This window comes from Janthinobacterium sp. 67 (assembly GCF_002797895.1).
GTDB lineage: Bacteria > Pseudomonadota > Gammaproteobacteria > Burkholderiales > Burkholderiaceae_D > Janthinobacterium.
Genome location: NZ_PGES01000001.1, coordinates 5,190,254 through 5,216,072 on the forward strand (window position 1 = coordinate 5,190,254; position 25,819 = coordinate 5,216,072).

Here is a 25,819-nt window from a genome sequence, read left to right on the forward strand (position 1 = left end):
AGGATAGTGGGGCCGGTTCTTCCGCGCAGCGATGCGCCGGGGCGCCGGCCCCAAATTGCTTTCGCCAGCAAGCTGCGTAGGTCGGATTAGCCCGCAGGGCGTAATCCGACAAGGCCGCTGGATCGACATCAGCATTTGAATAGGACATCGGGAGCTATCATGTTTCTAACTCAGGAAATCATTCGCAAGAAGCGCGACAAGGGCGTATTGAGCGCCGAGGAAATCCAGTTTTTCGTGCGTGGCATCACTGACGGCAGCGTCAGCGAAGGCCAGATCGCGGCGCTGGGCATGGCCGTCTATTTCAACGACATGAACATGGACGAGCGCGTGGCGTTCACGCTGGCCATGCGCGATTCCGGCCACGTGCTGGACTGGCGCTCGCTGAACCTGCCGGGCCCCATCGTCGACAAGCATTCGACGGGCGGCGTGGGCGACGTGGTCTCCCTGCTGCTGGGCCCCATGGTCGCCGCGTGCGGCGGCTACGTGCCGATGATCTCGGGCCGCGGCCTGGGCCACACGGGCGGCACCCTCGACAAGTTCGACGCCATTCCAGGTTACTGCACCGTGCCGGACAATGAACTGTTCCGCAAGGTGGTGCAGGATATCGGCGTGGCCATCATCGGCCAGACGGCGCAGCTGGCGCCGGCCGACAAGCGTTTCTACAGCATCCGCGACGTCACCGCCACGGTGGAATCGGTGGCCATGATCACCGGCTCCATCCTGTCGAAGAAACTGTCGGCGGGGCTGGACGCGCTGGTGATGGACGTGAAAGTGGGTACGGGCGCCTTCATGCCGACCTACGACAAGTCGGTGGAACTGGCCGAGAGCATCGTCGCCGTCGGCAATGGCGCGGGCATGCAGACGTCGGCCATTCTGACGGACATGAACGAATCGCTGGCGCCGTACGCGGGCAATGCGCTGGAAGTGCGCGGCGCCATGGATTACCTGACGGGCCGTTCGCGTCCCGCGCGCCTGCATGAAGTGACCCTGGCGCTGTGCGCCGAGATGCTGGTGCTGGGCGGCCTGGCCGCGACCGAAGAGGAGGCGCGCGTGAAATTGATGGCGGCCCTCGATTCGGGCGAGGCGGCCGAGCGCTTTGCGCGCATGGTGTCGGCACTGGGCGGCCCGGCCGACCTCGTCGACAATCCGGACAAGCACCTGGAGCAGGCGCCGTTCATCGTGCCGGCGCCAGCGTTGTCGGCCGGCTTTGCCAACGTGCGCGATTGCCGCGCCATCGGCCTGGCCGTCGTGGCCCTGGGCGGTGGCCGCCGCCGTCCGACCGACAGCATCGATTTCGCCGTCGGCCTGACGGACCTCGTGGGCCTGGGCGAGCAAGTGGCCGTGGGCCAGCCGCTGGCCATGGTGCACGCGCGCACGGAAGCGGCGGCGCAGCAAGCCGTCAGGGAAATCCAGGAAGCGTATGCCATCAGCGCCGTGGCGTTGACGGCCAATCCCGTGATTTATCGTACGATACGACCTTAAATTAAACCCAGAGGCAAAGTCTGGGGTCGTACCCTCAGGGTACGACCCCGGCATCTCGCTGCTGGGGTTGAAAAGAAAAATCAAATGAACAACCAAGAACTGATCGCCGAAGCCAATGCCGGCCGTGAACTGGCCTACGCGCCATACTCGCGCTTTAAAGTGGGCGCGGCGCTGCTGTGCAAGGATGGCCGCGTCTTCCGCGGCTGTAACGTGGAAAACGCCGCCTATGGCCTGTGCAACTGCGCCGAGCGCACGGCGTTTTTCAGTGCCATCGCGCATGGCTGCAAGCCGGGCGACTTCGCCAGGCTGGCCGTCACGGGCGATACGGCCGAACCGATCTCGCCGTGCGGCGCCTGCCGCCAGGTGATCTTCGAGATGGGCGGCGCCGATTTGCCGGTGATCCTGACGAACCTGAAAAACGATGTCATGGAAGTGACGGCGGGCTGGCTGCTGCCGCACGGCTTCGGCAATTCCGACCTGGACATGAAGTAACAGGATCCGCTTGAACAAGACGATAGACATCCAGGCCGCCGTGGCGATTGCGGCGGCCGAAGCCATGGCGGCCAAGACGCAAGGTACATTTGGCGTGGGCGGCGTGCTGCTCGATGGCGCCGGCAACGTGCTGCAATCGATGCACAACAACGTCGTGCGCCAGGGTCTGGTGTTCGACCCCACGGCGCATGGCGAGCGCCAGCTGGTGGACTGGTATTTCGCCGAGCGGGCCAAGGGCGTGCCCTTGCCGCCGCCGGGGGAACTGACCATCGTCACCTCGCTCGACCCCTGCTGCATGTGCACGGGGGCGATATTGGCCGCCGGTTTCAACGTGGTGGTGGCCGCGCCCGACGTCAAGGCGGGCATCAATTATGATGGCAGCGCCACGTTCAAGGCCTTGCCGGCGCCGCTGCGGGCGCAGGCCGGCCGCAGCTTTTACTACCCGGCCGTGCGCGGCGCCACCGAATATGCGCGCCTGCCTTCCGGCGCCGCACCCAAATCTTTTTTCATCGGCAAGAGCATCCACGAGGCGACGCAGGCTCTGTGTTCGCTCGTGTTCGAGGCCACATCGGCGCAGGTGATGCAGCTGCTGAACGCGGGCGACGACGTCCCCCTGCGCGATCCGGCCGCCTTGCCGTCCGAACATGCCGTGGTGCGCGCCCTGCGCCGCCGCTATCCCGACGCCCTGACTTACCGCTGCGAGCCGCACGCGCCCGATGCGGGCCTGGCGCCCTTCCTGCAGGCGGCCATGGAGCAGGATATGCGCGATGGCGGCCAGGGCGACGCTGCCGCCTTGCTCGACTCCTTCGGCAACCTGCTGCTGTGCATGCCGGGCAAGGTGAGCCAGTCCGCCATCCGCACCCCGTTCATGGAGTGCACGCGCCAGTACGCGCAATTGCGCTTCGAGTTGATGGCGAGCGCCGATCCTGCGCTGCAGGAAGAATTCAAGAGTTACCTGGGCCACCCCAAGCACGGCACCTTCGTGCTGGCCATCGGCCCGGATGACGGCGCCGCCAGTTTCATGACCCTGGGCGCCTACGGCTCCACCATGGAAGGGGCGCTGCCGGAGAATAATCCCGCACAGCTCCAGTACGTGCGCCCGGCCATGGAGGAAGACGCGCTGCTGGCGCTGTGCGAGTCGATGCCGCCGCTGTACCGCAAGCTGATACGCATCCGCCCGCGTCAGGTGGCGAGCCAGGACTTGATCAGCGCCTTGGCCTAGGCGTCATCATCCGGCAGGTTTTTCAGCAAGAAGTCGCGCACGTTTTCACCGGCCACGCGGCGGATCTGCGCTTCCGACAGGCCCGCGTCGAGCAGCGCCTGCGTCAAGCGTGGCAAGCCGGCCGCATCGATGGCCGTGGTGACGGCGCCGTCGAAGTCCGAGCCATAGGCCACGTGTTCGGCGCCGATCAGCTTTACCGTGTACTGGATGGCGCGCGCGATGGACGCCACGTCCTTGCCGCAGACGGCCGTATTCCAGAAGCCGATGCCCACCAGGCCACCCTGGGCGGCGATGCGTTTCAGTTGTGCGTCGCTCAGGTTGCGGCCGTTGGCGCACGTGCCGCGCACGCCCGTGTGCGACACCATCACGGGGCGTTTCGCCATCGTCAACACGTCGTCGATGGTGGCCGGCGAGGCGTGCGCCAGGTCGACGATCATCTTGCGCTGCTCCATGGCGCGCAGCCATTGCTTGCCCAGCGGCGTCAGGCCGCCTTTCTTCAAGCCATGCTGGGAGCCGGAGATTTCCGTGTCGAAGAAATGCGTGGGCGCGGCCATGCGGTAGCCGGCCTGGTACAGGGTATCGAGGTTGTCCAGTTTTCCTTCCAGCGCATGCGCGCCTTCCAGGGTCAGCCAGCCGGCCAGCAAGGCGGGGTCTTTTTCGCGCGCGGCGATGAAGCTGCGCAGCTGGGCGCGGCTGCCGATGACCCGCACCTTGCCATCGCTTTTGGCCGCTTGCTGGCGCAGCTCGTCGGCCTGGTAAGTGGCGCGCGCCAGCAGGCTGTTCCAGGTGGCGGGCGGCAAGCCTTGCGCCACCACCAGCGCCGTGATGTTGTCCGTGTCGCTGCCATTGCGCTCGATATTCATCTTGCGCGGCGTCTTGGTGACGACGGAAAACGCTTGCAACGCCACGTTGGCCCGCCGCAGGCGGGGGAAGTCGACATGCCCGCGCTGGCTGTCGCGGTTCAGATTGCGTTGCCACAGCAGGCTGTCGGCGTGCAGGTCGGCGATCCACAGGCTCTCGTGCAGGGCCGTAGTGGCTGCCGATGGCGCCTTGCCGGACGGGGGATGGACGCGGTTGAGATGTTCGTCGACGAGGACGGGAGCGGACAGGAAACCGCCGATCAGCGCAAGGCTGGCGGCGGTGAGGCTACTGATAATCATTGTTCTCCGTTTTACCATGGATCGTAGGTGCCCAGACTCCAGATATGGCCTTCCGGGTCGCGGCAGGTAAAGCCCCGTCCGCCGTAATCTTCATCCTTGATGTCGAGCACGATCTCTGCGCCCGCTTCGCGCGCGCTGCGGTAGACGGCGTCGGCATCGTTGACGACCAGGTAGCAGCTTTGCGTATTGGCGCCGCCGATGTCGCCAGGCAGTTTCATCAGGCGGCCATAGTCGCTGTCGATGGCTGGCGCCACCATGACCATGCCATTGCCAAAGCTCAGTTGCGCATGGGCGACGCCACCGTTGCCATCAGGCACGATCAATTGTTTTTCAAAACCGAGCGCCTTGCATAGCCATTCGATGGCGGCGGGCGCGTCGCGGTAACGCAGGCAAGGAATGGTTGTGTTTGCTGTCGCTTTTGCTGTCGTGATCATCAGAAAACTCCTATGGCTGTGGGGGAGTAGCTTCGATCATGGATACCGTCTGGCGTTCCATATCCCTGCCATCCATGGGGATAGGCTTGATGCCCGTCAGTGCTACGCCCATCCATAGTGCCATAGAACAATCAATGCACTCTTGCCACGACGCAAATTTTTATTGCGGCGACTGCTGCGAGCCCGGTACTTTTTCGTCTGCGCCGGCATCGTCGCCGTTGCTTGCCCATTTCAGCAGCATGACGAGGGCAAACAGCATGATGGCCAGCGGCAAGATGGTGATCACGAACGCCATGCCCAGGCAGCATGCCAGCAGCATGGGCCAGGACATGGCGCGCAAGGCGGCCATGCCCTGGCGCGTGTAAGCGCACAGCTCGTTCCAGAAAGCGCTGAAGGAAGTGCTGCCCGGTGCCGAATTGATGTCTTTCATGCCGTTCTCCTGTCGTGTTGGTGCCGCTGCCGTATGCATGCTGGCGATGAAGCCACTATAGGCAAAACGGTGCTGCCAGGTATCGCGTATGCGACGAATGGCAGGAATGGCGGAGCGAACGGCGACAAAACGGGACAAGCGGTTAGTCGAATACCTTGAGTTTCAGCTGGAAACTGAGGGCGCCATACAGGCGGTCCTTGTAGGACGGCACGATGGCGATATTCACGCCCACGCGCTGGTATTCATAGCTGATGGTGGGGACCAGGGCCGGGAACCAGCCGCCATCGCGCATCTTCGGATAGCCGCTGAAGCCGCCAACGACGGCGCCCACGCGCAGCGGACCCACCTTGATGGGCTGGTAGTACACGCCCAGGTAGTTCGAGTAGGCGCGGTCGCTATTGTAGAAGCGGCCAGCCGTGACCGACGCGACCGTGGAAAAGCGGTATTCGGCGCCCAGGCCCGGATTGCTGTCGTTCAAATTCTTGTCGCGCTGAAAGTGATACGAATAGAAGCCCGCGTTGAGCCAGGTTTCGCTGAGGGGCTGGTTGTCGATCATGTTAAACACATCGGCGTGCGCGCCGCAGGCATATGCCAGCATCAGTGCGCCTAGGGACAATCGTTTCATGCGTGCTTCATCCTTATGATTTCATACTCGGTGGGCTGGCCTCGTCTGGCGCTGCCGCGATCGTATCACCAAGTTGGCTGTGCTTCTATGCAATATTGAAAGGGCGGAACAGACGGCTGTTTGCCCGTCTGTTGGCAGCGTCATCCCCATGGCTTGCGCGTTCTCCGGGCAGCGACAGGGGAGTGATTCTCATTTTGCAACTAAGTTTGCATTAATGTTACAAAAGTTGTTGGTTTGAGACATGTCAAAGTCGATGGATATGATATTCTGGCGTCAAGTTAATTTTCTTTTTTGAAATAAAATGTCAATCATGCCTAAATCATCATTCGTACTCGTTCTGTCGACCGTGTTTGCCGCCAGCGCCGCGCAAGCCGGTGTTGTCGATTTGGGCATCGGTGGCGCCAATTTGTATTCCCTGAGCAACTTCAGCGCGTCCGGCAGCGATGTCGAAGGCGGCGTGCTGGTGGCCGGTAACCTGACGGCGTCGAACTATTCTGTCAATGACAAGAACAAGGACGCCTATGTCACGCACGGCAATACCGGCTATGCGCTGGTCGTTGGCGGCAATCTGAACTACAGCTCCGGTTCTATCAAGAACGGCAATTACTTTGTCGGCGGCAGCACGACGACGAGCAGCGTGGGCCTGAACACGGCGACCAGGACGACGACGTCGCCCGTATCGTTTGCCTCCACCTCGGCCCAGCTGAAAAATACCTCGACCTCGCTGGCGAACGTGGCGTCCACGGGCAGCAGTTCCGTAGCTTATGGCGGCATGACGCTCACGGGTGGCACGGGCGGCGTGCAAGTGTTCGACCTGACTTCCGCAGCTCTGGGCGGGGTGAACAACTTCAAGTTCAGCAACCTGCACACGAACGACACCCTGATCCTCAATATCAGCGGCACGAACGTGAACCTGTCCGGCGGCTACGGCGATTTCAGCAAATATAATGTGCTGTACAACTTCTATGAAGCGCAGACGATCACCTTGAACGGCGTGGGCCTGTACGGCAGCATCCTGGCGCCGCTGGCGACCATGGCCGGTGGCAATGGCCAGATCAACGGCGACGTGGTGGTGGGTAACTGGGCTTCGAACATCCAGGTCAACGCCAGCCATTCTTTCAACGCCACCAACGTGGCCGGTTATGTCTCGGCCGTGCCGGAACCGGAAACCTATGCGATGCTGCTGGCAGGCCTGGGTCTGGTCGGCTTCATGGCGCGCCGCCGCAAGAGCAAGACGGCAGCGTAAGCGTTCGCGCCGTTCAGGAAACCGCCTTTCAAGGCGGTTTTTTTTCGCCTGCCGGCGGCATGGAGACGGCCGCCAATACCATGTGCGCGATCAGGGTTTCCGCATCCTCGTAATCCTTGCGCGTGAGCTGCCTGCGCTCCAGCACCAGTGCCATCTGCGCCGAAAAATCCGCATACGATTGCGTCATGGCCCAGATGGCGAACATCAGGTGCGTGGCATTGACGGGCGCGATCCTGCCGGCCGCGATCCACGCTTCGAAGACGGCGATATCCTTGCGCAGCAGGGGCACGACTCTTTCTCGTATCTGCGCGCCGTACAGGGGCGCGCCATTGATCACTTCCAGCGCATACACGCGCGAAGCCCACGGCTGTTCGCGCGAAAAACGCAGCTTGGCGCCGATGTAGGCGCGCAGCACGTCGCGCGGCTCGTCGTGTGCATTGGCCAGCATGTCCATGCGTGCCAGCCAGTCGTCGAGCACGTCGTCGAGCACGCGCTGGTACAGCAGCTGCTTGGACGGGAAGTAATACATCAGGTTCTGCTTCGACAGGCCGGCCCGCTCGGCGATGGTGGCGATCGATGCGCCTTCGTAGCCGCTTTCCGCGAACGCGCGCACGGCTTGCTCGAGGATGTCCGCTTCCAGGCGGTCGCGGTTTTGCAGGCGCCGGCCGCCGGCATTTTTCACGGGAAGGGCTGGGGATTTGTCGCTGGCCATGGCGGGTTCTTTAGCGTGGACGGATCGATTGCAGGAATGCCTGCAGCACGGGGGTATCGGTGTAGGCCACGTTGAAGCGGAACCACACCGTCTCGGGCGCGCGCAGCATGAAAAATTCGTTCGGCGACAGCAGGATGCCCGCCTTCAAGGCCATGTCGGCGATGATCTTGCCATTCCATTCCGGCGTCTGGATAGTGGGCCAGCCGGCGCTGACGAACATGCCGCCGCGCGGACGCGCCACGGGCGCCATGCCCGCTTGCGCCAGGCAGTCGATGCTGCGCTCGCGGGCCGCATCGAGCTGCGCCACCAGCCGTTCCACCATGCGCTTGTAGGGCCGCGCGGACACGGCGTGGTAGACGGCGCGCTCGTTGATTTCCGACGTCGTCAGTCCCGCCAGCATTTTTACGCGCACCAGTTCGGCCACCAGCGACGGCGAGGCGCAGATCGAGCCCACGCGCAGCACGGGCGACAGGGTCTTGGAAAAACTGCCCACGCGGATCACGCGGCGCAAGCCATCCATGGCCGCCAGCGATGCTTCGCCGCGCGCCGCCAGTTCGCGGTAGATATCGTCTTCCACCAGCCAGAAATCGAATTGCTCGGCCAGTGCCAGCAGGCGGTGCGTTTGCGCCTGGCTGAGCGACGTGCCGAGTGGATTTTGCAGCACCGTGTTGACGAACATCAGCTTGGGCTGCGTGCGCGCGGCCTCGCTGGCCAGCGCATCGAGGTCGAGGCCCGCCTCGCCGCGTGCAATGCCCACGGGGATGCAGCCGTGGTGGCGGATCAGCGACTGCAGATTGCTGTAGCCGGGATCTTCCACCAGCACCGTGTCGCCCGGCTTGGTCAGGCTGCGCAGGATCAGATCGAAGGCGTGGGTGGCGCCATGCGTCAGCAAGACCTGGTCCGGCTCCACCTGGAACAGCTCTTCCGACAGGCTGGTGGCCAGGTGTTGGCGCAACGAAGGAAATCCGAGCGGGTGGCCATAGCCGCGCAAGCGGCTGGCGGGTATGCGCATGGCCTGGCGCACGGCGTCGAGCACGGTCGCCTCGCCATACATCTCGGGCGGCAGCCAGCCCGCACCCACGGGCAGGGCCTCGGACACGCCAGAATACAGGTCCGGCGTGAGGGCGTCGATGGCGGTGGGACTCGCATGTACGGTGCTCTGTGGCGTAGCGGCGATATCGTGGCGCGCGACAAAATAGCCGGAACCGCGGCGCGACGACAGCAGGCCCAGATTGACCAGGCGGTCGTACGATTCGACGACGGTAAACGTCGACACCCCATTGCAGCGGGCGAACTGGCGCACGGACGGCATGCGCGTGCCGATGCGCAGGGCGCGGCTGCCCACCATGACGCTGATGGCGATGACGATCTGCTCGACCAGGCCGCCCTTCTTCTGGCGGTCGATGTCCAGCACGGGCCAGCCGGTAGATTGCTCGGGGGCATCGTCTGTGCTGTCGCTGTGCTTCACGGTGGCTCCTTATGCTGCCTTGCACAAAAAAAACTGTAGTGGTTTTTCGACCTGTACGGTTGGGATACTTTGCCGTTTGTGTATCTGTGCCATTGGGGATGGCCTGTCTATTATTACATCAGCTTTTTGCCAACTGGTAAATTATTTTACGCTTCGTCAAAAACGATCCTGGCGCCGCGCCAGCCCATCCCAAGGAGAAGGTCATGAACGAAACAAGGCCGGAATCGATGTCGGCATTCTGGATGCCGTTTACGAATAACCGCGATTTCAAGGCCAACCCGCGCTTGCTCGTGTCGGCTGAAGGCATGTACTACAAGGACGTCGACGGCAACGCCATCCTCGATGGCACGGCCGGCCTGTGGTGCGTGCCCTGCGGCCATGCGCAGCCAAAAATCGTCGGCGCCATCCGCGAGATGGTGGGCCAGCTTGACTTCGCGCCCACGTTCCAGATGGGCCATCCGGCCGCCTTCGACCTGGCGGAAAAACTGATGGATTACACGGGGCATAAATTTGGCCACGTGTTTTATACGAACTCCGGTTCCGAAGCCGTCGACACGGCGTTGAAGATAGCGCTGGCTTATCACCGGGCGCGCGGCGAGGGCGCACGCACCCGATTGATCGGCCGCGAACGCGGTTATCACGGCGTGGGCTTCGGCGGCATTTCCGTGGGCGGCATCGGCGGCAACCGCAAGACCTTCGGCCCCTTGCTGCCCGGCGTGGACCACTTGCCGCACACGCATAACCTGGACAAGAATGCTTACACGGTGGGCGAGCCCGAATACGGCACCCACCTGGCCGATGAACTGGAACGCATCGTCGCCCTGCACGACGCCTCGACGATCGCCGCCGTCATCGTGGAACCGGTGGCCGGTTCCACGGGCGTGCTGATCCCGCCGAAAGGCTATCTGAAACGCTTGCGCGAACTGTGCACCAAGCATGGCATCCTCCTGATCTTCGATGAAGTCATCACGGGCTTCGGCCGCATGACGACGCCGTTCGCCGCCGATTATTTCGACGTCGAGCCTGACCTGATGACGACGGCCAAAGGCCTGACCAACGGCATGGTGCCGATGGGCGCCGTGTTCAGCAAAAAACATATCCACGACGCCTTCATGGACGCGCCAGCCGGCATCGAGCTATTCCACGGTTACACGTATTCCGGCCACCCGCTGGCCTGCGCCGCCTCGCTGGCGACCCTGCAAGTGTTCGAGGAACAGGACATCCTTGGTCACGCGAAAAACATGCAGGCGTATTGGAGCGACGCCGTGCACTCCCTGAAAGGCTTGCCGCACGTGATCGACTTGCGCAGCATCGGCCTGATCGCCGGCATCGAGCTCGACCCCATCGCCGGCAAGCCCGGCACGCGCGCCTTCAACGCCTTCAAGCAGGCCTTCGCCGACGGCGTGCTGATACGCACGACGGGCGACATCATCGCCCTGTCGCCGCCGCTGGTGCTGGAAAAACAGCATGTCGACGAGTTGTTTGGCAAGCTGGCCAAGGTACTTAAAAATCTCGATTGAACGGCAAACCCAAAACAACATCCGGGGTCAGACCCGCCGGGGTTATGCGTCCCAATGGGGCGCATAACAATCTCGAAGAGACTGACCCGGCGCTTGATTCGGGTTTAACAAAAGAAAGTGCATCATGACTGATCTCGACACCATCACCCACTACATCAACGGCGCCAAAGTCGACACCCAGAGTGGCCGCTACGGCGACGTCTACAACCCCGCCCTCGGCGAACCCGTGGCCAGGGTGGCGCTGGGCACCGTGGAAGACGTCGACGCGGCCGTGCAGGCGGCCGCCGCCGCCTTCCCCTCGTGGTCCGCCACGCCGCCCTTGACGCGTGCCCGTGTCCTGTTCCGCTACCTGCAACTGTGCCAGCAGCATACGGACGAATTTGCCGCCATGCTCACGCGCGAGCATGGCAAGACCTTTGCCGATGCGCAGGGCGAGGTGGCGCGCGGCATCGAGATGGTGGAATTTGCCGTCGGCATCCCGCAGTTGCTGAAAGGCGAATTCACGGACCAGATTTCGCGCGGCATCGACGCCTGGTCCATGCGCCAGGCGCTCGGCGTGGTGGCCGGCATCACGCCATTCAATTTCCCCGTGATGGTGCCGATGTGGATGTTCCCCGTCGCCATCGCCTGCGGCAATACCTTTGTCCTGAAACCGTCCGAGCGCGATCCATCGGCCTCTTTGTTGCACGCGAAACTGCTGAAGGAAGCGGGCTTGCCCGACGGCGTCTTCAACGTGGTACAGGGCGACAAGGTCACTGTCGACGCCCTGCTCGACCATCCTGTCGTGCAGGCGGTCAGCTTTGTCGGCTCGACGCCGATCGCCGAATACATCTATGCGCGCGGCAGCGCCAGCGGCAAGCGCGTACAAGCCTTGGGCGGCGCAAAAAATCACATGGTGGTCATGCCCGACGCGGACATGGACATGACGGTCGATGCGCTGATCGGTGCGGCCTACGGTTCGGCGGGCGAACGCTGCATGGCCATCTCCGTCGTGGTGGCCGTGGGCGACGCGGGCGACAAATTGATCGATGCACTGGCAACGCGCACGGCCGCACTGAAAGTGCGCGACGGCATGGAGGATGGTGCGGAAATGGGACCGGTCGTGTCCTTGGCCGCCAAGCAGCGCATCGAAAAACTCATCGCCTCGGGCGTGGAGCAGGGCGCGACCCTGGTGGTCGATGGCCGCAACCACGTGGTGCCGGGCCGCGAGAACGGCTTCTTTGTCGGCGGTACCTTGTTCGACCACGTCACGCGCGACATGAACATCTACAAGGAAGAAATTTTCGGCCCCGTGCTGTGCGTGCTGCGCTGTCCAGACGTGGTGCACGCGGTGGAACTGATCAACGCCAACGAGTATGGCAACGGCGTGGCCATCTACACGCGCGACGGCGGCGTGGCGCGCGAATTCGTGCGCCAGATCCAGGTCGGCATGGTGGGCGTCAATATCCCCTTGCCCGTGCCGATGGCCTTCAACAGCTTCGGCGGCTGGAAGCGCAGCATGTTTGGCGACCACCACGCCTATGGCCCCGAAGGCGTGCGTTTCTACACGCGCCACAAGGCCGTGATGCAGCGCTGGCCGAACACGGCAAGCGCTGGTGTGGAATTTGCTTTTCCCCAGATGAAGTAAGGGTTTCAAATCACAAGCCGGCCGCACATAACAAGAGGAATACGCGATGATCGAGTCTTTGAACTATTTGCCCCATCCCGCCCTGCCCAACGAAGAACTGGCGGGCCATTTCACGGACCTGGCGCCGCCGCTCACGGCGCGCCAGGCCGCCATCGAAAGCGCCCGCTGCCTGTATTGCTACGACGCGCCGTGCAGCCGTATCTGCCCGTCCGAAATCGACGTGGCCAGCTTCATCCGCAACATCCACGACAAGAACATCAACGGCGCCGCCGCCGGCATCCTGAAACAGAACATCCTGGGCGGCAGCTGCGCCAGGGTCTGTCCGACGGAAATCCTGTGCGAAGACGTCTGCGTGCGCAATCACGACGCGGAAGGCCAGCCCGTCAAGATCGGCCTCTTGCAGCGCTACGCCGTCGATCACATGCATTTTGCACAGCACCCGTTCCAGCGGGCGGCCGCCACGGGCAAGACGATAGCCATCGTCGGCGCGGGGCCGGCCGGTTTGTCGTGCGCGCACCGCCTGGCCATGCTGGGCCACGATGTGGTGATCTTTGAAAAGGAAGACAAGGCGGGTGGTTTGAATGAATACGGCATCGCCAAGTACAAGCTGACGGACGACTTCGCCCAAAAGGAAATCGACTTCCTGCTCGATATCGGCGGCATCGAGATCCGATGTCGCCACGCGCTGGGCGAGAACGTGCAGCTGCGCGACTTGCACGCGCAGTACGACGCCGTCTTCCTGGGACTGGGCCTGGGCGCCAGCCGCAAGCTGGGCTTGACGGGCGAAGATGCGCCGGGCTTGCTGGCCGCCGTCGATTATATTAGCGCGCTGCGCCAGGCGGACGACCTGGCCGCGCTGCCCGTGCCGAAACGCGCGATTGTGATCGGCGCCGGCAATACGGCCATCGACATGGCCGTGCAGATTCAGCGCTTGGGCGCCGAGGAAGTCACCCTCGTCTACCGGCGCGGTTTCGACGCCATGACGGCCACCCACCATGAACAGGAAATCGCCAAGGCGAACCAGGTGCGCATGCTGACGTGGGCCCAGCCGCAGCAAGTGCTGCTCGACGCTGGCGGCAAGGTGGCCGGCATGCGTTTCGAAAAAACGGCCATGCAGGGCACGCGTCTGGCGGGCACGGGGGAAACGTTCGACGTGGCGGCCGATGCCATCTTCAAGGCCATCGGCCAGAGCCTCGACACGCAAGTGCTGATTGACCCGATGGCGTCGCTGCTGAAACGCGAAGGCGACAAGATCGCCGTAGATGGGGGCTTTCGCACGGTGCTGCCGGGGATCTATGCGGGCGGCGATTGCGTGGCGCCGGGGCAGGACTTGACGGTGCAAGCCGTCCAGCATGGCAAGCTGGCCGCACTGGCCATCCATTCCGATTTGTTCAATAAAGTGGAGGCTGCATAATGGCTGATCTCAGCATCGAATTTTGCGGCATCAAGGCGCCGAATCCCTTCTGGCTGGCGTCCGCACCGCCGACCGACAAGGCCTACAACGTGGTGCGCGCCTTCGAGGCGGGGTGGGGCGGCGTCGTGTGGAAAACCCTGGGTGAAGACCCGGCCGCCGTCAACGTTTCGTCGCGTTATTCCGCGCTGTACGGCAAGAACCGTGAAGTGGTGGGCTTCAACAATATTGAGTTGATCACCGACCGCTCTTTGGCAATCAACCTGCGCGAAATCACGCAGGTGAAAAAGGACTGGCCCGACCGCGCCATGATCGTCTCGCTGATGCTGCCCTGCGAAGAACACTACTGGGCCGATATCCTGCCCAAGGTCGAGGCGACGGGGGCGGACGGCATCGAACTCAATTTCGGTTGCCCGCACGGCATGCCGGAGCGGGGCATGGGCGCGGCCGTGGGCCAGGTGCCCGAGTACGTGCAGATGGTCACCGCCTGGTGCAAGAAGCACAGCAAGTTGCCTGTCATCGTCAAGCTCACGCCCAACATCACGGACGTGCGCATGCCGGCGCGCGCGGCCAAGGCGGGCGGCGCGGATGCCGTCTCGCTGATCAACACCATCAATTCGATTACCTCGCTGGACCTGGACCGGATGGTGGCCTTGCCTATCGTGGGCGGCGCCAGCACGCACGGCGGGTATTGCGGCGCGGCCGTCAAACCGATCGCCCTGAACATGGTGGCGGAAATCGCCCGCGATCCGCAGACGCGCGGCTTGCCCATATCCGGCATCGGCGGCATCGGAAACTGGCGCGACGCGGCCGAATTCATCGCCCTGGGCGCGGGCTGCGTGCAGGTGTGCACGGCCGCCATGCTGCATGGTTTCCGCATCGTCGAAGAGATGAAGGATGGCCTGTCGCGCTGGATGGATGAAAAGGGCTATGAACGCATCAGCGACTTTTCCGGCAAGGCCGTGGCCAACACGACGGACTGGAAATACCTGGACATGAATTACCAGGTCATCGCGCAGATCAACCAGGACGACTGCATCAAATGCGGCAAGTGCTACGTGGCTTGCGAAGACACCTCGCACCAGTCGATTGCGCAACTGATCGACTCTGCCGGCACGCGCACGTATGAGGTGATCAAGGAGGAATGCGTGGGCTGCAACCTGTGCGAAATCACCTGTCCGGTGCAGGGCTGCATCACGATGGTGCCGCAGACGACAGGCAAGCCATACATGAACTGGACGCAGGATCCGCGCAACCCTCGGGCGTTGGCGGAGTCGGCATAGGGCACGGTTATTGCGTGCGTTTTATTTGTAAACAGCGGCCGGCCTTTGCGGTAAGCTAGATCGACTTAAAGGTCGCGCCGTTTCTATAAAACCGATTCCCTCCCAACCGATGGAGCATACCTGTGAACCACGACTATTCAGGCAACACGCAACTCTGGAATGAAGACCTGGCGCCCACCACGGCGGCGCAGCGCACCTGGCGCTGGTATCACTTTGCCGCGCTGTGGGTCGGCATGGTGATGTGCATTCCCGCCTACACCCTGTCGGCCAGCCTGATCGACAGCGGCATGTCCGGTTACCAGGCCGTGCTCACGGTATTTCTCGCCAACGCCATCGTGCTCCTGCCCATGCTGCTGATCGGCCATGCGGGCACCAAGTACGGCATTCCGTATGCGGTGCTGGCGCGCGCCTCGTTCGGCACCATGGGGGCGCGTCTGCCCGCCCTGATGCGCGCCATCGTCGCCTGCGGCTGGTATGGCATCCAGACCTGGTTCGGGGGCCAGATGATCTACACCCTGATGGGCGTGCTGATGGGGCATGAGCTGGGCGGCGAGAAGATCGCGGGCCTGGGCATCAACGGCAGCCAGTTGCTGTGCTTTTTGGCTTTCTGGGCCATCCAGTTCTATTACATCCTGCATGGCATGGAATCGATCCGCAAACTGGAAACCTATACGGCGCCGCTGAAAATCCTCATTTGCTTCGTGCTGCTGTACTGGGTGCACAGCAAGGCCGGCGGCGTGGCCAGCCTGCTGGACCAGCCATCACAGTTCATCCCCGGCGGTAAAAAGGCGGGCCAGTTCTGGAGCGTCTTCTGGCCATCCTTGACGGCCATGGTGGGTTTCTGGGCCACCCTGGCATTGAACATCCCCGACTTCACGCGCTTTGCCAAGACGCAGCGCGACCAGGTGATCGGCCAGTCGATCGGCTTGCCCGTGCCCATGGGTTTGCTGGCCATGCTGGCCGTGATCGTCACGGCGGGTTCCGTTGTCATGTACGGCAAGGCCATCTGGGACCCTGTCGACCTGGCCAGCCGCATGACGGGCGCCGCCGTGCTGATCGCCCTGATCATCCTGCTGATCGATACGGTCAGCGTCAACCTGGCGGCCAACCTCGTGGGCCCGGCGTACGACTTTTCATCGCTGGCGCCGAAGCAGATTTCGTACAAGATGGGCGGCTACATCACGGCCTTCATCGCCATCGTCATGATGCCGTGGAAGGTGCTCGAGTCGACGCAGGGCTATATCTTCACGTGGCTGATCGGCTACTCGGCCCTGCTGGGGCCCATCGCCGGCATCCTCATCGTCGACTATTATTTTGTGCGCAAGACGCAGCTTGATGTGAAGCAGCTGTACCGCGACGACGGCGTCTACTCGTATGGCAATGGCTGGAACATGGCGGCGCTGATCGCCTTTGTCATCGCCGTGCTGCCGAATATCCCGGGCTTTTTGAACGCGGCTTTTCCCACGGCGTTTCCCGGCGTGGCCGAAGGCTTTAAAACCATTTACACCTACGCCTGGTTCGTGGGCGTGGCCATCGCCGCCGTCGTGTACGGCGCCATGATGAAGGGCAAGGCCGTGGCGCACGTGCAGCAGGCGCCGCAGTCGTAATCACTGAAGGAGACAAGATGACTACACTGATATGTGGCGGTACCGTCGTCAACGCCGACCGCGCGTTTCGCGCCGATGTGCTGATCGAGGGCGACACTATTGCCGCCGTCGGCGAGAACCTGGCCGTACCGGCAGGGGCTACCGTGATCGACGCGGGCGGCCTGTACGTGATGCCGGGCGGAATCGACACGCACACGCACATGAACTTGCCCTTCATGGGCACCGTGACGTCCGACGATTTTTTCACGGGCACGGCGGCGGGGCTGGCGGGCGGCACCACCACCATCATGGACTTTGTCATCCCCGCGCCGAAGCAATCCTTGATCGAAGCCTATCACCAGTGGCGCGAGTGGTCGGCCAAGGCGGCCGGCGACTATACCTTCCATGTGGCGATCACCTGGTGGAGCGAGCAGGTGCATGCAGAGATGGGCACCCTCGTGCGCGAGCATGGCGTGAACAGCTTCAAGCATTTCATGGCCTACAAAAACGCCATCATGGCCGACGATGAAACCCTGGTGAAAAGCTTTACCCGTTCGCTGGAGTTGGGCGCCCTTCCTACCGTGCATGCGGAAAATGGCGAGCTGGTTTTTCAACTGCAGCAAGCCTTGCTCAAGAAGGGGATCACCGGACCGCAGGCGCATCCGCTGTCGCGCCCACCGGCCGTGGAAGCGGAGGCGGCCAACCGCGCCATCGCGATTGCGAATGTCCTCAATACCCCCGTGTACATCGTGCACGTCTCGTGCGCCGAGTCGCTCGATGCCATCACACGGGCGCGCGCCAACGGCCAGCGCGTGTATGGCGAAGCGCTGGCGGGCCATCTGGTGATCGACGACAGCGTCTACCAGAGCGATGATTTCGATTACGTGGCCGGCCACGTCATGAGCCCGCCATTCCGCGGCAAGCACCATCAATCGGCCCTGTGGCATGGTCTGCAAAGCGGCAACCTGCACACGACGGCCACCGACCACTGTACCTTCTGCGCCGAGCAGAAGGCGGCCGGCAAGGATGATTTCACGCGCATCCCGAACGGCTGCGGTGGTGTCGAGGAACGCATGGCCGTCGTGTGGGACGCCGGTGTCAATTCCGGCATGCTGACGCCTTCCGAATTCGTCAAGGTATCGTCCACGAATGCGGCGCAGATTTTCAATATGTATCCGCGCAAGGGTGTCATCGCCGTGGGCAGCGACGCCGACATCGTGCTGTGGGACCCGCAGGGCACGCGCACCATTTCCGCCGCCACGCAGTTCGCCAAAGGGGGCTTCAATGTCTTCGAAGGGCGCACCGTGCGCGGCATCCCCAGCACCACGATTGCCGCCGGCAAGGTGGTGTTCCACCAGGGTGAACTGATGGCCGTCGAAGGGGCGGGGCGCTATATCGAACGGCCCGCTTTTTCCACCACCACCGCATAAGGAGTTGACGATGGATGCATTGCGTATCAATGGCGAACGCCTGTGGGCGGCGCTGATGGAACTGGCGCAGATCGGTGCGACAGCGAAGGGCGGCGTCAAGCGCCTGGCCCTGACGGACCTCGACAAAAAAGGCCGCGACCTCGTGGTGGGCTGGGGCCGGGAAGCGGGCATGAGCATCACGATCGACCAGATCGGCAACGTCTTCATGCGCCGCGACGGCGTGGATAACACCTTGCCGCCCGTGATGACGGGCAGCCATATCGACACGCAGCCCACGGGCGGCAAGTTCGATGGCAATTACGGCGTGCTGGCGGGCCTGGAAGTGGTGCGCACGCTGAACGATTTACAAATCAAGACGCGGGCGCCCATCGAGGTGGCGTTCTGGACCAACGAGGAAGGCTCGCGCTTCGTACCCGTGATGATGGGCTCGGGCGTGTTCTGCGGCGCCTTCTCGCTCGAAACCGCGTATGCGGCCAAGGACACGGAAGGAAAAACCGTGGGCGAGGAGCTGGCGCGCATCGGGTACAAGGGCGAGCAGGTGCCGGGCGACCATCCGATCGGCGCTTATTTTGAGACGCATATCGAGCAGGGCCCCGTGCTGGAAGACGCCGATAAAGTGATCGGCGTGGTGCCGGCCGTGATGGGCTTGTCGTGGTACGACTGCGTGGTGACGGGCATGGAAGCGCATGCGGGTCCCACGCCCATGGGACTGCGCAAGGATGCGCTGCAGGTGGCCGCCACCATCATGCAGGAAGTCGTCGCCATTGCCAACCGCTACCCGCCGTACGGGCGCGGCACGGTGGGCATGGTGCAGGTGTTCCCGAACAGTCGCAACGTGATTCCCGGTGAAGTCAAGTTCAGCATCGACCTGCGCAATGTGAACGATGAACTGCTCAACACCATGCATGGGGAGATCACGGCCTTCATCGACGCCACGCGCGACAGGACGGGCCTGGGCATTTCACTGGAACGGGTGTCCTACTACCCGCCATGCCCGTTCCACCCCGACTGTGTGGGTGCCGTGCGCAACGCCACGGAAAAACTGGGCTATTCCGTGATGGACGTGGTGTCCGGCGCCGGCCACGACGCGATCTACGCGGCCCGGCTGGCGCCGGCCGGCATGATCTTCGTGCCGTGCAAGGACGGCATCAGCCACAATGAAATCGAAGACGCCAAGCCCGAGCACCTGGAAGCTGGCTGCAACGTGCTGCTGCACGCGATGCTGGAGCGGGCCGTGGCGGTATAGTCTTACGGCTTCGGCTGGAAGTTGCGTAAAAACGCCAGCAGCGCGCGCGCCGCGATGTCGGCGTCGTCGGCCGTCATGGTTTCCAGCGGGTTGTGGCTGATGCCGCCATTGCCGCAGCGGGTAAACAGCATCGCCACGTCGGTGATGGCGGCCATGGCCATGGCGTCGTGGCCGGCGCCCGACAGCAGCGCATACGGTTCGATGCCGACTGATTCCACGGCTTGCGCCAGCTGCGCCATCAGCCATGGCGCGCACGGCGCCGCACGCGCCGACAGCAGCAGTTCCAGCTGATAGTCGATCTGGCGCCGCGCGCAGATGGAGGCGATGCCATCGAGAATATCGTCGACGGCACTCTGGCGCACGGCGTCAACAGCTGCGCGGATATCGAGCGACAGGGTGCAGGCGCCGGCGATCACGTTGACGGAACCGTTGGGCACGTGCAGCTGGCCCACGGTGCCTACCAGCGCTTCGCCCTGCCTGCAGCGCTGCTCCACCAGCAGGATGATTTCGGCGGCCGCGCTGGCCGCGTCCTTGCGCATGGTCATGGGCGTGGTGCCCGCGTGGCTGGCCACGCCGCCCAGATTGACCAGGTAGCGCGAGCTGCCTGCAATCGCCGTGACGATCCCCAGCGGCAGGTCGCGCTCGAGCAGCACGGGTCCCTGTTCGATATGCACTTCCACATAGCCAAGCAAGTCGGCGGGATCGCGCGCGATGGCGCCGATGGCGCCCGCTTCGTGGCCGGCGGCGGCCAGCGCGTCGCGCATGCTCACGCCGTCCGTGTCACGCTGCTCCAGCAGCGATACGTCGAACTTGCCCGTGACGGCCGTGCTGCCCAAAAACGTGCTCTTGAAGCGTACGCCTTCCTCTTCGGCGAAGCCGACGACCTCGAAATGAAACGGCAGCTTTTCGCCCCGTTCGTGCAGGTGGCGCACGACGGCGATCGGCAGCACGATCCCCAGGCGGCCATCGTACTTGCCGCCGTTGCGCACCGTGTCGTAATGCGATCCCGTCATCAGGGTCTTCGCGCCGGGGGTATCGGACAGATAGCGGCCGACGACATTGCCGACGGCGTCGACGTGCACCTGCATGCCGGCTTCCCGCATCCAGTCGGCCAGCTGCGCAGCCGTTTTTTGGTGCGCCGGCGTCAGGTAGGCGCAGGTCAGGTTGTAGTCGCTGTCGCTCCAGCCGGCCAGGGTTTCGGCCTGCTGCATGATGGTCGGGCCGAAGTCCAGGCGCACGTCGAACAGCTCGTTCAGGCGCAGCTCGGCGATGCGCTTGATCTGCCGCAGCGATTCGGCCAGTTCATCGGCGTGGCGGTTTTTCAGGCGGCGCGCAAACGTGGAGATGATGTCCTGGCGCGTCAAGCCTTCGCCCGTCGGGCCCTTGACGGCCAGGATGAAGGGAAAGCCGAATTTGGCGTTGTAGTCGCTATTGAGGCGCTGCAGGGTGGCGAATTCGTCGGCACTGCACAGGTTCAGGCCGGACTTGGCCTGCTCGCGCGTCGATTCCGCCGTCAGCTGCCCGGCGATGGCGGCCTTGCCGGCCAGCTCGGGGTGGGCGCGTATCAGCCCCAGCTGCTCTTCGGGCGAGGCTTGCGCCAGCACGCGCTGCAGCTCCGTCTTGAGTGCCGTCAGGCTGGCAAACGGCCGGGCGGCGGCCGCGCGCTGGGCGATCCAGGGCGAATGTTCGTAGATGCCATGCAGGCGCGCGATAAAATCGGCCGGGCTGCCGGCGTTCAGGTCTGAAAGGGTGGTCATGGTTTTCCGATCATGCAAGCGGTGATGATAGCGCCCAGTTCTGCGTCCATTATATGCGCGCGCTGATAGCGGCTATCGCTGCACCAGCGCCTTGGCGGCCGCGCTGACCTGATCGCGCAGCCATTTGTGCTCGGGCGCCTGGTGCACGCGCTGGTGCCACAGCTGGTAAAAGCGCATGGGCGGGAATTTCAGGGGCACGGTGTACGTTTTCAGCGGCAGGGTCTTTTCATAGAAGCGCATGAATTGCCGGCCCGTGGTCAGTACCAGGTCCGTCTGCGTCAGCATGTAGGGGATCAGGCCGAAATACGCCGACTCCACCACCACGTTGCGCTGCAGGTTTTGCCGCTCGAGGAAGGAATCGATCACGCCGTGGTAGCCGGGCATCATCTGCGACGGCGCCACGTGGGGCATGCTCAGATAATCGTCGAGCGTCATGGCGTCGCTGGCCGTGCGCCGCGCATAGGCGTTTTCCGCATGCATGGCGCAGATGATGGGGTCTTCGAACAGCTTCGAGATGTGCAGGTGGGCGGGCGGCTCGTCCCAGTTGGCGATCACCAGGTCCAGGCCGCCATCGGACAGCTGGCGGATATGGTCGATGCCCGGCCCCAGGCTGTGCAGCACGACGCGGCTTTTCGGCGAGCCGCGGCGCAGCAGGGCCACGACGTTGGGCAAGAACTGGCTGTCCAGGTAGTCGGGTGCGGCGATGTGGAAGGTGCGCGCCTCTTCCTGCGCCACGAACGGCGTCTTCTTGACGAACAGGCTTTCCGTCTGGTCGAGGATGCGCTTGGCGGGATTGAGCAGGCTTTCGCCATGCTGGGTGGGCACCATGCCGCGCGCACCGCGCACGAGCAGCGGGTCGCCCGTGAGTTCGCGCAGCTTGCGCAAGGAGGCGGAAATCGAGGGCTGCGGCTGGTTGAGCTTCAATGCCACGCGCGAGACATTCTTTTCCACCAGCAGCAGGTAAAGGATGCGGATCAGGTGCAGGTCGAGGTGTTGCGGCAGGCTGGACATGTGGCGGCGGCTCTGTTGTATATCGATTTGAATATGTCAAATATACGATATTTTTCATGTGATGGGCGGTAAATCCGTTTATCTTGTGTAGATTGGCACGAATATTGGTTCGGTCTGACTAGAGGAAATTTATGGAAGTATTTGCCTACCTGATCCCGTACGGCCTTGAGTGGCTGAACCTGATCGTCCGCTGGCTGCACGTCATCACGGGCATCGCCTGGATCGGTGCTTCCTTTTATTTCGTCTGGCTCGATAATTCGATCCGCCCGCCCGCGCCCGGCTCAGAGCTGGCGAAGAAGGGCGTGTCGGGAGAACTGTGGGCCGTGCATGGCGGCGGCTTCTATAACCCGCAAAAATACCTGGTGGCGCCGGCCGAACTGCCGAAGGAACTGCACTGGTTCAAGTGGGAAGCGTATTCCACGTGGCTGTCCGGCTTTGCGCTGCTGACGATTGCCTACTACTTCAATGCCCAGGCCATGATGATCGACAAGGCTGTGGCGGACATCTCCAGTGGCCAGGCCGTCGGCATCGGCATCGCCACCCTCGTCATCGGCTGGACCGTGTACGACCTGCTGTGCCGCTCGAAGCTGGCGCAATATGAACTGTGGTTCGGCGTGACGGTGTTCGCGCTGATCGTCGGCGCCGCCTACGTGCTCACGCATCTGCTCAGCGGGCGTGCCGCCTACATCCACGTGGGCGCCATGATCGGCACCATCATGGTGGCCAATGTGCTGATGCTGATCATTCCCGGCCAACGCAAGATGGTCGAGGCCATGGCCGCCGGCAAGCTGCCCGACCCGAAGCATGGCTTGAAGGCCAAGCAGCGCAGCGTGCATAACAATTATTTCACGTTGCCCGTGCTGTTCATCATGATCAGCAACCACTACGCGATGACTTACCGGAACGACCACGCGTGGCTGGTGCTGGCGCTGATCATGGCGGCCGGCGTCTTCATCCGCCATTTCTTCAACCTGCGCCACAAGGGGCGTGTCGAGTGGCGCTATCCGGCTCTCGGCGTGGCGCTGCTGCTGGCCGTGGCCGTGGCCATCGCACCGAAGGCACCAGCGCCGGTAGCTGCCGTGGCCGCGGTGGACCCGGCCGCGCAGTTCAAGGCCGTGCATGCCATCATCGCCCAGCGCTGCGCCACCTGCCATTCGGCCCAGCCCACGCAACCGGGTTTTGCCACGGCGCCGGCCGGCATGATGCTCGATAATGAAACTCAAATCCGCCAGCACGCGGCGCAAATCTACAAGCAGGCCATCGAATTGAAGGCCATGCCGATCGGGAACCTGACCAATATGACGGAGGCCGAGCGCAGCGAATTGGGCGCCTGGCTGCAACAGACCATGCAAGGAGCAAAATGACAACGCACGCAGAAAAAATCACGGCCTGGATCGACGACCACTTCGACGAAGAAATCGCCTTTTTACAGCAGGTGGTGCAGCAGCCGACGGATACGCCGCCCGGCAATAACGCGCCCCATGCGGACCTGGTGGCGCAGCTGCTGCAGGCGTATGGCTGGCAGGCCGAAAAGCACGCCGTCCCAAAGGACCAGGTCGAGGCGTACGGCATGCAGAGCATCACCAACCTGATCGTGCGCCGCCCATACGCGGCGGGCGGGCCGACCGTGGCCCTGAATGCGCATGGCGACGTGGTGCCGCCCGGCGACAACTGGACCTATCCGCCGTATGGTGGCCAGATCGACGGCGGTTATATGTATGGCCGCGCGACGGCCGTCTCGAAAGGCGATTTCGCGACCTATGTGTTTGCCGCGCGCGCGCTCGAGGCGCTGGGCATTCCGCTCAAAGGCCAGCTGGAACTACATTTTACGTATGACGAGGAATTCGGCGGCTTGCTGGGGCCGGGCTGGCTGCTGGAACAGCAGCTGACGAAGCCCGATTTCGTCATCGCCGCCGGTTTCAGCTACGGTATCGTCACGGCGCACAACGCCTGTTTGCAACTGGAAATCACCGTGCACGGCAAGTCGGGCCATGGCTCGATGCCTGAGACGGGGCACGACGCGCTGCAGGCGGCCAACAAGATCCTCAACGCCATCTACGGCCAGCTGCCGGAGCTGAAAAAAATCAAATCCAAAGTGGCCGGAATCGACTCGCCCACCATGCTGGTGGGCCGCATCGATGGCGGCACGAATACCAATGTGGTGCCGGGCAAGGTAGTCATGAAGATGGACCGCCGCATGATACCGGAAGAAGACCCGGTGGCGGTGGAAGCGCAGGTGCGCGCGCTGATCGAGGACGCCGTGCGCGGCGAGCCTGGCATCCGCATCGAGATCCGCCGCCTGCTGCTGTCGCACGCGCTGCGGCCCTTGCCCGGTTCCGAGCAGCTGGTGGGCAGCCTGCAGAAAAATGCGCAAGCGATCCTGGGCGAGACGATTCCCGCCGTCGGCACGCCTTTGTATGCGGATGCGCGCCTGTATGGCGAGCGGGGCATTCCTGCCGTGCTGTATGGCGCCGGCCCGCGCACGGTGCCTGAGTCGAATGCGAAGAAGGCCGACGAGCGCCTGGCGCTCGACGATTTGCGCAAGGCCAGCAAGATCGTCGCTCTGACCTTGCTCGACTTCCTGGGCGAGAAATAGGGGCGAGAAATAGAACGGGCGCTTTGGCTTACAATGGGGCGGACACTCAACCTGTGAAGAAGAGCCCCATTGAATACCCGTTTTCTCGAAGCGTTTGTCTGGGCTGCGCGGCTGGGCAGTTTTCGCACGGCGGCCGACAAGCTGCACATCACGCAGGCGGCCATCTCGAACCGCATCGCCTCGCTGGAGCAGGATTTCGGCACGCGTTTGTTCGACCGCGACGCGCGTGAAATCCGCCTGACCTTTGCCGGGCGCAATCTGCTCGTGTACGCCGAACGCATGCTGGAACTGTGCCGCGACATGTATGCGGCCAATTCCTCGCCCGCGCAGATCACGGGCGAAGTGCGCATCGGCGTCATCGAAACCATCGTGCATACCTGGCTGATCCCGTTCCTGCAGCGCGTGCAGGAGCGCTATCCCGGTATCGAGATTCAATTGACGTCGGAATCGACGCGCCGCCTGCACGAACAGCTGCAGCAGGGCGAGCTCGATATCGCGCTGCAGACGGACATGCTGACGGGCGACCATATCCGCAGCAGGGGCAGCGGCGTCATCGCCATGGGCTGGGCCGGCAGGGCCGCCGACTGGCCCGATACGGGCGCGCCATTCAGCGTGGCGCAACTGGCGCAGCATCCGATCATCACCATGAACCGCGGTTCGCAGCCGCATTCGGCCTTGAAGGCGCTGTGCCAGGACGAGGGCGTGCAGCTGGGAAGAGTCCACTGCGTCAGTTCGATCTCCGCCATCGTGCGCCTGGTCAAAGCGGGCTTCGGTATCGCCGTGCTGCCGCTGGCGCCCCTGCGCGAGGAAATCGAGCAGGGCCACATCGCCCTGATCCCCTGCACCAGCAGCCTGGCGCCGCAGCGCATCGTCATCAGCTACAGCGAAGACATCACCACGGAAGCGATCCAATTGGTCGCCATGCTGGCGTGCGAAGAGGCGGCCAGATTCACCCTGGGATTGGGCGCGGAGTACGGTGCGGGCTGACGTCGGCTTACGCTGACGCTAAGCCGACCTACGATGCTGTGGATAGAGAGACGCTGTGACGTAGGTCGGATTAGCGCCCAGGCGCGTAATCCGA

At 63.2% G+C, this 25,819-nt stretch carries 22 protein-coding genes; 14 read left to right on the plus strand and 8 right to left on the minus strand.

The features are described 5' to 3' along the window. Nucleotides 1-159: 159 nt before the first annotated feature. The 3 genes from deoA (at nucleotide 160) to CLU90_RS23330 (ending at nucleotide 3,196) form a co-directional block, all read left to right on the plus strand. Nucleotides 160-1,482: a thymidine phosphorylase gene (gene deoA, locus CLU90_RS23320; RefSeq protein WP_092715826.1), complete on the plus strand. Its 1,323-nt coding sequence runs from the start codon at nucleotides 160-162 to the stop codon at nucleotides 1,480-1,482. Between the two features lie 84 nt (nucleotides 1,483-1,566). Further along, nucleotides 1,567-1,974 carry a cytidine deaminase gene (locus CLU90_RS23325; RefSeq protein WP_034785574.1) on the plus strand — a complete coding sequence of 136 codons (408 nt, stop codon included), beginning with the start codon at nucleotides 1,567-1,569 and terminating at the stop codon, nucleotides 1,972-1,974. A gap of 4 nt (nucleotides 1,975-1,978) precedes the next feature. Then, complete coding sequence (locus CLU90_RS23330) at nucleotides 1,979-3,196, plus strand: nucleoside deaminase (protein WP_175539369.1); 1,218 nt, start codon at nucleotides 1,979-1,981, stop codon at nucleotides 3,194-3,196. Here the strand turns inward: CLU90_RS23330 and CLU90_RS23335 are convergent. The 4 genes from CLU90_RS23335 to CLU90_RS23350 all read right to left on the minus strand — a co-directional run bounded on the left by CLU90_RS23335 (nucleotide 3,193) and on the right by CLU90_RS23350 (nucleotide 5,845). Further along, nucleotides 3,193-4,356: a dipeptidase gene (locus tag CLU90_RS23335; protein WP_092715830.1), complete on the minus strand. Its 1,164-nt coding sequence runs from the start codon at nucleotides 4,354-4,356 to the stop codon at nucleotides 3,193-3,195. The two genes, CLU90_RS23330 and CLU90_RS23335, sit on opposite strands and share 4 nt — an antisense overlap. 11 nt (nucleotides 4,357-4,367) lie before the next feature. Next, a complete protein-coding gene (locus tag CLU90_RS23340) occupies nucleotides 4,368-4,790 on the minus strand; it encodes a VOC family protein (RefSeq protein ID WP_092715832.1) in 423 nt (140 codons plus the stop codon). Between the two features lie 160 nt (nucleotides 4,791-4,950). Continuing rightward, a complete protein-coding gene (locus CLU90_RS23345) occupies nucleotides 4,951-5,220 on the minus strand; it encodes a hypothetical protein (protein WP_092715834.1) in 270 nt (89 codons plus the stop codon). A gap of 142 nt (nucleotides 5,221-5,362) precedes the next feature. Next, nucleotides 5,363-5,845: a hypothetical protein gene (locus CLU90_RS23350; protein ID WP_092715836.1), complete on the minus strand. Its 483-nt coding sequence runs from the start codon at nucleotides 5,843-5,845 to the stop codon at nucleotides 5,363-5,365. A gap of 310 nt (nucleotides 5,846-6,155) precedes the next feature. On the opposite strand from CLU90_RS23350, the gene CLU90_RS23355 reads away from it, so the two are divergent. Beyond that, on the plus strand, nucleotides 6,156-7,091 hold the full coding sequence (locus tag CLU90_RS23355; protein ID WP_198511253.1) for a choice-of-anchor A family protein: 936 nt from the start codon (nucleotides 6,156-6,158) through the stop codon (nucleotides 7,089-7,091). A gap of 28 nt (nucleotides 7,092-7,119) precedes the next feature. On the opposite strand, the gene CLU90_RS23360 is transcribed toward CLU90_RS23355, so the two are convergent. Both CLU90_RS23360 and CLU90_RS23365 read right to left on the minus strand, forming a co-directional pair. Further along, on the minus strand, nucleotides 7,120-7,803 hold the full coding sequence (locus CLU90_RS23360; RefSeq protein WP_092715840.1) for a TetR/AcrR family transcriptional regulator: 684 nt from the start codon (nucleotides 7,801-7,803) through the stop codon (nucleotides 7,120-7,122). Between the two features lie 10 nt (nucleotides 7,804-7,813). Then, on the minus strand, nucleotides 7,814-9,271 hold the full coding sequence (locus CLU90_RS23365; protein ID WP_092715842.1) for an aminotransferase-like domain-containing protein: 1,458 nt from the start codon (nucleotides 9,269-9,271) through the stop codon (nucleotides 7,814-7,816). A gap of 203 nt (nucleotides 9,272-9,474) precedes the next feature. On the opposite strand from CLU90_RS23365, the gene CLU90_RS23370 reads away from it, so the two are divergent. From CLU90_RS23370 to CLU90_RS23400, 7 genes are all read left to right on the plus strand, one after another. After that, nucleotides 9,475-10,791: an aspartate aminotransferase family protein gene (locus tag CLU90_RS23370; RefSeq protein WP_100429022.1), complete on the plus strand. Its 1,317-nt coding sequence runs from the start codon at nucleotides 9,475-9,477 to the stop codon at nucleotides 10,789-10,791. A 124-nt stretch (nucleotides 10,792-10,915) separates the two neighbouring features. Further along, nucleotides 10,916-12,418 carry a CoA-acylating methylmalonate-semialdehyde dehydrogenase gene (locus CLU90_RS23375; RefSeq protein ID WP_100429023.1) on the plus strand — a complete coding sequence of 501 codons (1,503 nt, stop codon included), beginning with the start codon at nucleotides 10,916-10,918 and terminating at the stop codon, nucleotides 12,416-12,418. Between the two features lie 46 nt (nucleotides 12,419-12,464). After that, a complete protein-coding gene (locus CLU90_RS23380; RefSeq protein WP_100429024.1) occupies nucleotides 12,465-13,832 on the plus strand; it encodes an NAD(P)-dependent oxidoreductase in 1,368 nt (455 codons plus the stop codon). Continuing rightward, nucleotides 13,832-15,112, plus strand: coding sequence for an NAD-dependent dihydropyrimidine dehydrogenase subunit PreA (gene preA / locus CLU90_RS23385; RefSeq protein WP_198511254.1), 1,281 nt, complete (start codon nucleotides 13,832-13,834; stop codon nucleotides 15,110-15,112). The genes CLU90_RS23380 and preA overlap by 1 nt, the downstream gene beginning before the upstream one ends. A 122-nt stretch (nucleotides 15,113-15,234) precedes the next feature. Then, on the plus strand, nucleotides 15,235-16,719 hold the full coding sequence (locus CLU90_RS23390; protein WP_092715853.1) for an NCS1 family nucleobase:cation symporter-1: 1,485 nt from the start codon (nucleotides 15,235-15,237) through the stop codon (nucleotides 16,717-16,719). A gap of 17 nt (nucleotides 16,720-16,736) precedes the next feature. Next, the gene (gene hydA, locus CLU90_RS23395; RefSeq protein ID WP_092715856.1) at nucleotides 16,737-18,128 is read left to right on the plus strand and encodes a dihydropyrimidinase; all 1,392 of its coding nucleotides are present in this window, start codon (nucleotides 16,737-16,739) and stop codon (nucleotides 18,126-18,128) included. Between the two features lie 10 nt (nucleotides 18,129-18,138). Then, nucleotides 18,139-19,374, plus strand: a complete 1,236-nt coding sequence (locus CLU90_RS23400; protein WP_092715858.1) for a Zn-dependent hydrolase — start codon at nucleotides 18,139-18,141, stop codon at nucleotides 19,372-19,374. 2 nt (nucleotides 19,375-19,376) lie between these two features. Here CLU90_RS23400 and CLU90_RS23405 read toward each other — a convergent pair whose 3' ends face one another. Further along, entirely contained in the window at nucleotides 19,377-21,131 is a 1,755-nt protein-coding gene (locus CLU90_RS23405) for an allantoate amidohydrolase (RefSeq protein ID WP_092715860.1), read from the minus strand. Nucleotides 21,132-21,203: 72 nt separating this feature from the next. Continuing rightward, nucleotides 21,204-22,142: a LysR substrate-binding domain-containing protein gene (locus CLU90_RS23410; protein ID WP_100429025.1), complete on the minus strand. Its 939-nt coding sequence runs from the start codon at nucleotides 22,140-22,142 to the stop codon at nucleotides 21,204-21,206. Nucleotides 22,143-22,273: 131 nt separating this feature from the next. On the opposite strand from CLU90_RS23410, the gene CLU90_RS23415 reads away from it, so the two are divergent. The 3 genes from CLU90_RS23415 (at nucleotide 22,274) to CLU90_RS23425 (ending at nucleotide 25,725) form a co-directional block, all read left to right on the plus strand. After that, nucleotides 22,274-23,506 carry a urate hydroxylase PuuD gene (locus tag CLU90_RS23415; protein ID WP_092715862.1) on the plus strand — a complete coding sequence of 411 codons (1,233 nt, stop codon included), beginning with the start codon at nucleotides 22,274-22,276 and terminating at the stop codon, nucleotides 23,504-23,506. Further along, nucleotides 23,503-24,738 carry a M20/M25/M40 family metallo-hydrolase gene (locus tag CLU90_RS23420; protein WP_092715864.1) on the plus strand — a complete coding sequence of 412 codons (1,236 nt, stop codon included), beginning with the start codon at nucleotides 23,503-23,505 and terminating at the stop codon, nucleotides 24,736-24,738. The genes CLU90_RS23415 and CLU90_RS23420 overlap by 4 nt, the downstream gene beginning before the upstream one ends. 69 nt (nucleotides 24,739-24,807) lie before the next feature. Continuing rightward, complete coding sequence (locus CLU90_RS23425) at nucleotides 24,808-25,725, plus strand: LysR family transcriptional regulator (RefSeq protein ID WP_100429026.1); 918 nt, start codon at nucleotides 24,808-24,810, stop codon at nucleotides 25,723-25,725. The last annotated feature ends 94 nt before the right edge of the window (nucleotides 25,726-25,819 follow it).